Source organism: Nostoc flagelliforme FACHB-838, assembly GCF_014698065.1.
Lineage (GTDB): Bacteria > Cyanobacteriota > Cyanobacteriia > Cyanobacteriales > Nostocaceae > Nostoc > Nostoc flagelliforme_B.
The window spans coordinates 1-9907 of sequence record NZ_JACJSI010000217.1 but is presented as its reverse complement, the minus strand read 5'-3'; the positions used below and the strand labels follow the sequence as shown (position 1 = coordinate 9907).

Sequence of the window (9907 nt, the reverse complement as noted above, 5' to 3'; positions counted from 1 at the left end):
ACTTGCAGTCTTCAGGGTTTTGTTCACAGTTAACTGTTAACCGTTAACTGTCAACCAACCAGAGTTTTCCTGGTGTCTATTGCGCGGTGGAACCACACTGAACCCTTCCCGAACTCAGAGGTGAAACGCTGCTGCGGCCACGATAGTTTAGGGGTAGCCCTACGCAAAAATAGCTCGATGCCAGGTTTATAATTCAAAACAAAACCCTCCTCAGATAATGAGAAGGGTTTTGTTTTTGTGTTGCAAAAGCTTCTTAAGAATAATAAATTCTTATGTATAAAAAAAACTAATTTTTTGAATTACACGGAAGATTTAATTCGATAATTTAGACATATCTAGAAATAGTATATGCGTTATTCAGAACCCCTTGTAGAGCCGTAGCAATGTTACGTCTCTACAAGAATTTTGACTATCCATTAGTGATATAGAAATAACACTGCCAAGCGTCGATAATGTTCCATAACGATCAAAAATACAATTTGTTACCTTAATAAATTCTGCACTTATTTTAGCTTCTATTACTCTCGTGCCTGGAATCGCTGGCGCTCAAACCGTTATTACCGACAGCATAGCCATCAACTCTAACAATTTATCCAGTAACTCGACTTCTTTAAATTACGTCCAGCCTTTTAATCTAGTTACTTTTGCTTATCAAGGAGGTCTGCAACAACACGGCATTCCTAGCAAAGAAGCGCTAATAATTTCAAACTCAGAACAGAAATATTCTTGCGAAAGATTTGGTGGAGGCTGCTGTTAATGCAGATAAATTACCATTACAAATTTTAAACGATCAAAATTATTTAAGTGCTGTTAACTTACAACTCAACGCATTGCCCAATTATGCTGCTGCTGATTAATTTGGTTTGCTTATACCTTTTGAGAAAGCTAAGTTTTTCAGCATACTATACTCATGCATTTTTTATTAAAGATAAATAAATGCTTTTTATACATAGTAAGTGCTGCATTTAAAAGAAAGTTTGATATTAAAGAACAATTTCTATATTTAGAGATTAAGTTGTGTCTATAAGTTGCACTGATCCTGTGCTAAAGTCACAGAAAATTGTATAATCAACAGCTTGTTGAGCAAAAATTTCGTTTTCTACAGAGAATGACAGAAGTAACTAGATCCGGGAGCCTAAATAACATTGAGTCCATTGAGTTTGAAGAGTGGTGCTTAGAAAAAGCCAGAGAAACAGGCGATCGCTTAGGGGAAGTCATCTCTTTAGGAAGTTTGGGCAATGCTTACCAGTCACTAGGCGAGTACTACCTAGCAATTGAGTTTTACCAGCAGTGGCTGGATATAGCTAGAGAAATAGGCGATCGCTTAGGGGAAGCTAAATCTTTATCTGGGTTGGGTAACGCTTACCAATCACTAGGCAAATATCAGCGAGCGATTGAATTCTATCAGCAGTGGTTGAGTATTACCAGGAAAATAGGCGATCGCACTGGCGAAGGGATTTGCTTGGGGAGTTTGGGCAATACTTATGAATATCTAGGTAAGTATGAGCAAGCAATTGAATTTTATTATCAATGGTTGAGTATAACGAAGGAAATAGGCGATCGCACTGGGGAATGCATTTGCCTGGGAAGTTTGGGCAATACTTATGAATCATTAGGGCATTACCAATTAGCAATTGAGTTTTACCAGCAATGGTTATACGTAGCAAGATTCATCTGCGATCGCAATGGGGAAGCTATGGCCTTAAGTGGGTTGGGTAGTGCTTATAAGGCTCTAGGACAGTACCGAAAGGCGTTTGAGTTTCATCATTATTCATTAGATATCAGAAGGGATCTTGATGACCTAAATGGGGAAGCAAACGCCTGGTTTAATTTGGGTTTGATATTAGAAAAAATCAATCGAGAATCAGAAGCGATGAATGCCTTTTGCAATGCTCGTGAAATCTATCATGCAATGGGACTTGATGCTAGCCTGCAAGATTGTAACCATGCTATTGAGCTTCTTTCTGAAAATGTTGCAAGCGTAGCGTCTAGCTTCTGGTTTGAGAGATGGTTAACAAATTTGTCGCAGTTGATCAAAGCTGGTTCTAAATAATTAAGAGTGCTGAGTTACGTTAGCGATAGCAAGGCTTTAGCCCATGCCTCGGCTTAGAGTTAGACCGCTACGCCACTTGGAAGAAAACTATAGTAGCTTCACAAGGAGCGGAGTATGTAATAAATACATAAATAATGAGTAACTCTTTTAATTCACTCAGGACTCAGCACGATACTGATTGAATACTGCAACTGAGTCTTTGTGATCAAAAGAAAACACAGAATACGGGTCTTTTCGATTCCCCATCTCCATCCCAGGAGTGCCTACGGGCATTTGGGGAACTGATAAACCAGCAACATTTGGCTTTTCTTGAAGCAGACGTTTAATATCGTCTCCTGGGACGTGCCCTTCGATAACATATCCATTAACAATTGCTGTGTGGCAAGATGACAAGTTAGCCGGCACGTTATACCTTTGTTTGACTGTTTCGATATCAGGCGTAGAAATGTCTGTGATTTTAAAACCTTGTCCCTTTAAATGATCAATCCACCCACCACAACAGTTACAGTCGGGACTGTGATATACGGTCGCATTTAAGGCTATTGAATTTAATCGTGTCTGTTGATCCTGGATACGCTTAGTGGCACTTACGAGTTGAGCATTGCCTACAACAGAAGTAGGAAAAACAGCTTGAGCATGGCTCATAGAAGCAGTGCTTCCCAAGATGCCTAACACCCCTGCTGTTAGACAAATCATTATCACTACTCGCACCGCAGCAGGTACTAAGATCGGAAGCAACCATTTTTGCCAGTAATAAATAAATTGTTTGTGCGACATTTGAGACTTCCTAAAGTACAAAATTGCAGAAATTTGAAACGAATTCTCTCGAAAAAGACTCTGCGTACTTACCTACTGGGAAGCCAAAGCGCCTATGCGCTTAATTTGCGTCCCTCTGCGTTTCAAATACACTACGATTCTACGCAAAATACTATATGTTATAAAGCAAAAGCGATTTCTTATTAGTCATAATAACTGTAAGAGACTTGCAAAGAAAAAATACCTTAAAAAGGCTACACATCTATGTTGTAGCCTTTTTTAAGGAAAACAGATGGAGCGATCGTTTTTTTTGAAACGATCGCCGCATGATTCATATTTTGATCCAGCAACGCCTGTCGTTCCCTTCTATTCTGGCTTTTTGTGTCAATGCCCATCATCGCCTTTTTCGTAATCGCGCTTTACCGCGCTCCAAGCGACTCGAAAGGCACGTTCTTCTCCACCATATTCTTCTTGGGCGCTGTTAAATGCAGCCCGAAAAATTTCTTGAGCGTGCTTAGGTAAGTTTTCTTTGACTGAATCTGGTAAGTCTGCAATTTGTTTGTAGGGCATAAGTTTCATTTCCCCAGTTTCACGTTTGCACTTGGCTTTGAGGTGGAAAGCCATGCTGGATTCTGCCTTCATCAGCATCAAACTGCTTGGAGGTTTTGAAGAGTTCAAAACGCCCATCGGCAGCGTATTGGGCACAGCGATCGCGCAACGCCTGCATTTCTTTTGCTTGCATTGGTTGAAAGCCACGGGCGATCGCTAAATTTTGCCGCAGTACTTCCAGGGAATCAATGCCACTAACGAGTGTAGCGATCGGTAAACTCATCACATAACGGATGGCTTCCTGGGGAGTAACTACACCTTTTTTCACTGCATCAGCATTGCCACTAAGACTTTTCATGCCAATTACGGCAATTCCTCGTTTGTTAAGTTCTGGTAGTACCTGGCGCTCAAAGCTTCTAAAAGTAGCATCAAAACAATTAAGCGGCAATTGCACTGCATCAAATGGGTAATTGTAGGAGAGCATTTTTAGATGAATCGCGGGGTCTTTGTGACCCGTAAAGCCAACGAATCTGACTTTACCCTCTTTTTTCGCCTGATCTAGAGCTTCAATTGCTCCGTTGGGACGAAAAATTCTTTCTGGATCGTTATCGTAAACAACTTCGTGGATTTGCCACAAGTCAAGGTGGTCTGTTTTGAGGCGACGTAGAGATTCTTCAAGTTGTTGCATTGCCACTTTGCGATCGCGTCCGTGGGTGCAAACCTTCGTCATTAAAAAAACCTTGTCTCGTCGTCCTTGTAACGCCTCTCCCATCCACTCTTCACTACGATGCTTGTTATACTCCCAAGCGTTATCCATGAAGGTGATGCCATTGTCAATAGATTCGTGGGTAATGCGAATCGCCTCTTCCTTGCTCTTTGCTTGCCCTAAAGTTGCACCTCCAAGTGCGATCGCCGACACTTTCACCCCAGTTTTTCCCAGTGGACGGAGAGGAATTTCACCAGTGTTTGCGCTGTTCGTTGGAGTTGCAGATGATGCTGGAACCTTTGCTGCTTCTACTTCGGGATTAGCATTGAGGATGTGATCAGCAAATATTGCCCCTGCACCTGCACCGATAAAGCCTATTCCTTTTAAAAAATGTCGCCGCTTTACCTCTAAAGGTAGATGCTTTTGAGCAGCTTCATCATGATTGTTTTGTTCTACCATTGATTTATCTTAATTAAAAATACTTAATTTTTGTCAACACCAATTACATATTTGAAAATAATTCGTAATTGAATCCTTAACTACGAATTACGAATTACGAATTACGAATTAATTGTAATTATGCCAAAAAACTAATTGTTTGTGGCTTGAAACTCGATTCACTATCCCAATAATTAACCTGATTAATATTCACTTTCAACAAAGCAATATCGGGTTCATCTAATCCTTTAGGAAACCAGGTTTGCAGTTCGGGCTTCCATAGCTCTCGCATCTTGTTGCGGTCTTTCACCAGTTCCGCTGAACCTGAGATAGAAACGTATCGCTGCTGTTCGGGTGACGAGAAACTAATATTTACTTGGTCATAGTGTTCAATCTCAGTCACCTTATGGGAACCAGCGTATGTAAAGAACCAGAGTGCGGCTTCAGAGTTAATCTCACCACTTTTTGACATGGGGTAACTATGCAAACTGCCATCATCATCGACTGTGGTAAACATACCATAATCAATATTTTTGATTAGTTCATGCAGCTTTTTAATCTGTTGAGCGTGGTCTGTAGAAGTTGCCATAGTTTGTAGTTATTTCTCTGTTTGCTTTTTTTGGACTGTAATTTTTGATTACAATCAAGTTTTATACTGGTAAACTTATTTTTCAGTATTAACCTTTTTTGTTTAAATTGCGTGAGTCTACAGATGGAATTATCCTAAAACTAGGTTTTTTAGTTATATCTATAGAGATATTGGTTGATAGTGACTGTTATGTACATATACAACTTTTAGGCATAGAAATGAGGCTTTTCGGTTCATGCTATTTTTGTGAAAGCGAAAAAGATCTCTTTCGTCATTGCTCCGTTCGCAATGACCACACAAATTTTGCATGAATTTTGACTCCCTAAAAAGGCACAGAGTCAACAGGCTAGTACCGCAAGGCGGAAGTCAAAAGTCAAAAGTTAAAATGAATACAGTATAAGCGTTTTGTTGATTTGGAATGGGTAGCTTATTTATGCCGTGTTGTAGTTCCGCCTTCTTTACTTGCGGCAGCAACTCAAGGAGCAGCATTACTACCCTCTGGCTGGAAACGAGATTTGAAAAGGCTTTTACGTTAAGTTGACACCAATGACAGATCTACGCCCCTACTGTCGATTCATTTATTACCAAGATTTTTAGAAATGGTATTATCTATTGAGAAAGCATTCAAGCATTTTGAGGAAACAAGAGCTTCTTTTACTTGCGGAAAACACCGAAATGAGTAAGCAAACTGGGGTTTGAGGAAGCAAGAGCTTCTTTAACTTGCGGAAAACACCAAAATGAGAAAGCATTCAAGCATTTTGAGAAAGCAAAAGCAGCTTTTACTTGCGGAAAACACCAAAATGAGAAAGCAAACTGGGGTTTGAGAAAGTAAAAGCTCATTTTGAGAATGCATTTAAGTATTTTGAGAAAGCAATTAGCCTTTTTGAGAAAGTAAACAGCAAATATATTTAACAATTAAAAATCACGGCTGCACATAGTTTGCCTCCAGTAGAGAAGGGTACATCGGTTTTTGAATGAAAATATAAAACTAAACAAATTCTGCAAGTGTAAGATTTTATATGACACAGCAATAGCGATCGCTCTCATATTGCTAAATTAACTAAGTAAATCAAAATCAAGCCTAGCTTACTCTGGTCAGTAATAGTATCTATTTTTACTTTACAATACTCTTCCTATTCATAGCAGGCTATACGTATTGTCAAAATTTGTATTTATGACAATCTAGACCGGAATTATCACTAATTGGATTGTATAAGATACTTATGATAATTTAAGCATTAACCACAATTAGAGGTGTAAGAATGGCGAGTACATCCAATGTCCAGATTACCATCGCCTTGCAAGAGCCTAATTTAGATGACGATGAACTGCAAGACGAAACGCAGAGACTATTGCAACAGATGTTAGAACTGGATGAAGTGGAAGATGCTAGTCTTTTTCGTGAAGCAGAAGTACCAGCAGACAGCAAGTCACTTACAGGGCTGGCTGTGGGTTGGCTAACAACGCAGGTGAATGCTAAGAATATTAAAGTACTGATGGGATTTTTAGGCGATCGCCTTGGCAACAAAACTATTGAACTAGAAATTGAGGCTAATGGCAAGAAACTCAAAGTCAAAGCTAGTAGTCGGCAAGAGCTAGAAGCAGCAATTGAGGCAGCACAGAAATTTGTAGCAGGATAGAGAATCACAGATGGTTAAGGTAGCGTTGCTGATTGGGGTGAGTGAGTATGAGCCTGGTTTAAACCCACTACCTGGTGCTGTAAAAGATGTTGAAGCGATGGAGCAAGTGCTGTTGCACCCAGAAATGGGCGGCTTTACTGAGACAGATATTATGGTGCTAAAAAATCCCCAGCGCCAAGATATGGAGGAAGCTATCGAAAATCTATTTGCCCATCGTCAAAAAGATGATCTCTTAGTTCTCTTTTTTTCCGGTCATGGTATTAAGGATGACACTGGCAGACTGTTTTTAGCAACGCGCACTACACGCAAAACTCCAAGAGGAGATTTAATTCGCTCATCGGCAGTTTCAGCCAGTGTTGTACATGAAAGCATGAGCCGCAGCCGTTCTAAGCGACAAGTGGTCATTTTAGACAGTTGCTTTAGTGGTGCTTTTGCCGAAGGTTTATCAGCCAAAGATGACGGCAGTGTAAATATCCGTGAGCAATTAGGAGGAGAGGGGCGGGCTGTTCTCACTTCATCCAGTTCGACTCAATATTCCTTTGAGCAGCAGGGGTCAGACCTCTCAATTTATACTCGTTATTTGATTGAAGGAATTACAACTGGGGCGGCAGACCTAGATGAAGATGGGGTTGTCTCAATTGATGAGTTGCATGAGTATGCCAGCGGAAAAGTTAGAGAGATACAGCCGACGATGAAGCCAGAAATCTACACAAGTAGAGAAGGCTTTAAGATTCGACTTACAAAAGTACCCCAAGGTGATCCTAAACAGAAGTATCGTAAAGAAGTGGCGCGATACAGTAGCCGTGGCGATGTTTCTTTTGTGGGTCGCAAGACTTTGGACGCGCTCAGAAGACGCTTGGGAATATCCGAAATAGAAGCAACTGCAATTGAAGATGAGATGTTAGCAGTTGCTCGTCAGGAATTTAGACAAAAGTTACAGCAATATGAGCGGGACTTTAGTGAGGCACTCCAGCAGCAAGTAGCTCTAAGTGATGATGATATCAATATACTACGACAGAATCTTCAGCAAATTTTGGGGCTGAGGAATGAGGATACAATGCCAATTGAGGCGCAGGTTAAAGCAAAAATTGAAGCATATAAGCAACACCTGCAACACTACAAGCAGTGGTTAGCTAAAGCAATGCGACAAGAGTATCCTCTAAGTCAGCCTACTCGCCACCAATTGCAACAGATGCAGCAGGAATGGCAACTTAAGGATAAAGATTTAGCTGCAATTGAAAACAGCCTGACAGCAGATATGGAGGCATATCGACAAAAATTACAGCAGTTTGAGCAGGCATTTATAAGAGCAGTGCAGCAGGAATATCCTTTGAGCGAAGCAAAGCATAACCAACTGTGGCAGCAGCAGCAACTCTTAGGTCTAAAAGCTGAAGATATTCAGCCAATTACAGCCCGAATTACAGCAGAGAGAGAGTCATATCAACAAAAATTGCAAGAGTATGAGCAAGTACTGACTCAAGCAATTGATCATGAGTACCCGTTCACGAAAGAGATTCGTGAAGAGTTAAGGCGATATCAGCGCGTTTTGGAACTGGGGAATGAAGAAGTAGCACGAATTGAAGAAAAAGTTATTCGACAACGAGAGACAAAGCTAACTCAAACTCAACAAGTAATTACTGTTCAAACGTTACAAGCCAATCTACTACCAAAATCCCAGTCAAGCTCAGAAACACCTACACAGGAAGCATTTTTAACCTCCCCACCGCAACAAGAAGATAGCTTTGAAACTAAAAAGTCAAGTAAATCTAAAACCGCAATCAAGACTCAAGATATTTCTGTGTCTACTTCTGGCAAAAATTTTCGCCCATTGATGTTATTTGGTGGTGTATCTTTTGCTGTTACAGTAGCAGTTGGAATTTACTTTATTCAACAAAATTTTTCACCACTGGGAACTCATTTAAGATCAGTAAACTCAGTTCGATTTAATGGCACTGGTTTATCTGTTGTCAGTGGCTCAGATGATTGCACATTGAGACTTTGGAGAGTTGGTAACAACAGCTTAGAACCTAATGACAGAGTAACTAGTCGTCAAGAAGGGCTTGGAGCTTGTGATAAGCTTCAACAAAGCAAAGGTTTAATGGCAATTACGGATGATGCTGTAGAAGTCTTACGCTTCATGCCATTACAAAACGATCGCGTGGCTGTTGGTCTAGATAATGGTGTAATTGAACTCAGAGATGTACCATCAGGTCAAAAAATTAGCGAACTTCAAGACCTTAAAGATCCTAAAGCAAAAGGCGATCGCGTTTTTGATTTAGCTTTCACCTCAAACTCACTTAACTTATTCAGTGGCTATGGCAGTGGTAGAGTGAGATTATGGTCAAGATCAGCGCCTAACAGCGATTTTCTGCCAGAACCGCAAGTTATCGACGTACAAAGTACATTAAAATTATCAGGTTTCCAAGTCCGGGCATTAAATCTCAGCCCAGATGCGAAAACTCTAGTAATTGCTGGAAACTTTAAGCGTTTCATCTTGTGGCAGTGGAATCCAAATCAATCTGATAAACAATTGCCAGGTTTATCAGTGCAAAATCTAGAAAAACTAGACCCATTAGTTGGGCGTGAAGACTATATTTGGGGGTTAGCTTTTGTTCCTGACTCGGCAGAAAAAATCCTAGCAACCTCCGATTCAGCGGGATTCATTACGATTTGGAACTTGAATCAGTGCCAAACTCTAAAAAATCCCAATCCCCAGGAAAAAATTAATGAACTCAATTGTTCGCCAATAGATCGCTGGCCAGCATCAAAAACATCTGTGCGTAGTCTGGCATTTAGTGATGATGGTGGTTTGCTAGTAAGTGGTGGCGATGATGGACGAGTTGTAGCTTGGTACTTAACCCCCGAACATAAGCTCGATAAAACACAAGCAGTAGAAGGTAAAACAATTTACCAAAGCTCTAAAAAAATCAATAGTATCGACTTAAAAACTAATCAAGGAACCATGATTATTAGTGGTGGTGAAGATTTTCAAGTCAAACTACACCGCATCAAATAAGGGAGTTGATGGTATCCAAGCTAAACTTAATCCACAAAGAGTTGTTATTATAGCAACAGACAAGGCGGTTAGGACGCTAGGCGAAGTACATATTCCATAGCATCCCTGATACAGTCAAATTGAATAAGTTGTTGACGAATTCGACTCTTCAACCATGACC

8 protein-coding genes and 1 rRNA gene are annotated in these 9907 nt (G+C 40.4%); 4 read left to right on the top strand and 5 right to left on the bottom strand.

Annotated features, from left to right (window positions below; genetic code table 11):
• The first annotated feature begins 68 nt into the window (after positions 1-68).
• Positions 69-186 (top strand): 5S ribosomal RNA (gene rrf, locus H6G97_RS37905).
• Positions 187-1108: 922 nt separating this feature from the next.
• On the top strand, positions 1109-2053 hold the full coding sequence (locus H6G97_RS37895; RefSeq protein WP_190945845.1) for a tetratricopeptide repeat protein: 945 nt from the start codon (positions 1109-1111) through the stop codon (positions 2051-2053).
• A 156-nt stretch (positions 2054-2209) separates the two neighbouring features.
• Here the strand turns inward: H6G97_RS37895 and H6G97_RS37890 are convergent, their stop codons facing one another.
• The 5 genes from H6G97_RS37890 to H6G97_RS37870 all read right to left on the bottom strand — a co-directional run bounded on the left by H6G97_RS37890 (position 2210) and on the right by H6G97_RS37870 (position 5091).
• Positions 2210-2830: a DUF411 domain-containing protein gene (locus tag H6G97_RS37890; RefSeq protein ID WP_190945844.1), complete on the bottom strand. Its 621-nt coding sequence runs from the start codon at positions 2828-2830 to the stop codon at positions 2210-2212.
• Positions 2831-3063: 233 nt separating this feature from the next.
• A complete protein-coding gene (locus tag H6G97_RS37885) occupies positions 3064-3207 on the bottom strand; it encodes a hypothetical protein (protein WP_190945843.1) in 144 nt (47 codons plus the stop codon).
• The gene (locus tag H6G97_RS37880; RefSeq protein ID WP_190945842.1) at positions 3194-3379 is read right to left on the bottom strand and encodes a ChaB family protein; all 186 of its coding nucleotides are present in this window, start codon (positions 3377-3379) and stop codon (positions 3194-3196) included. Before H6G97_RS37880 ends, H6G97_RS37885 begins: the two co-directional genes overlap by 14 nt.
• Before the next feature lie 19 nt (positions 3380-3398).
• Positions 3399-4523, bottom strand: coding sequence for an aldo/keto reductase (locus H6G97_RS37875; RefSeq protein ID WP_190945841.1), 1125 nt, complete (start codon positions 4521-4523; stop codon positions 3399-3401).
• A gap of 118 nt (positions 4524-4641) precedes the next feature.
• Positions 4642-5091 (bottom strand): pyridoxamine 5'-phosphate oxidase family protein, encoded by a 450-nt coding sequence (locus H6G97_RS37870; RefSeq protein WP_190945840.1) that lies wholly within the window; start codon positions 5089-5091, stop codon positions 4642-4644.
• 1262 nt (positions 5092-6353) lie between these two features.
• On the opposite strand from H6G97_RS37870, the gene H6G97_RS37865 reads away from it, so the two are divergent.
• Positions 6354-6731 (top strand): hypothetical protein, encoded by a 378-nt coding sequence (locus H6G97_RS37865; RefSeq protein ID WP_190945839.1) that lies wholly within the window; start codon positions 6354-6356, stop codon positions 6729-6731.
• Between the two features lie 10 nt (positions 6732-6741).
• Complete coding sequence (locus H6G97_RS53650; protein ID WP_242055832.1) at positions 6742-9747, top strand: caspase, EACC1-associated type; 3006 nt, start codon at positions 6742-6744, stop codon at positions 9745-9747.
• Positions 9748-9907 lie beyond the last annotated feature (160 nt).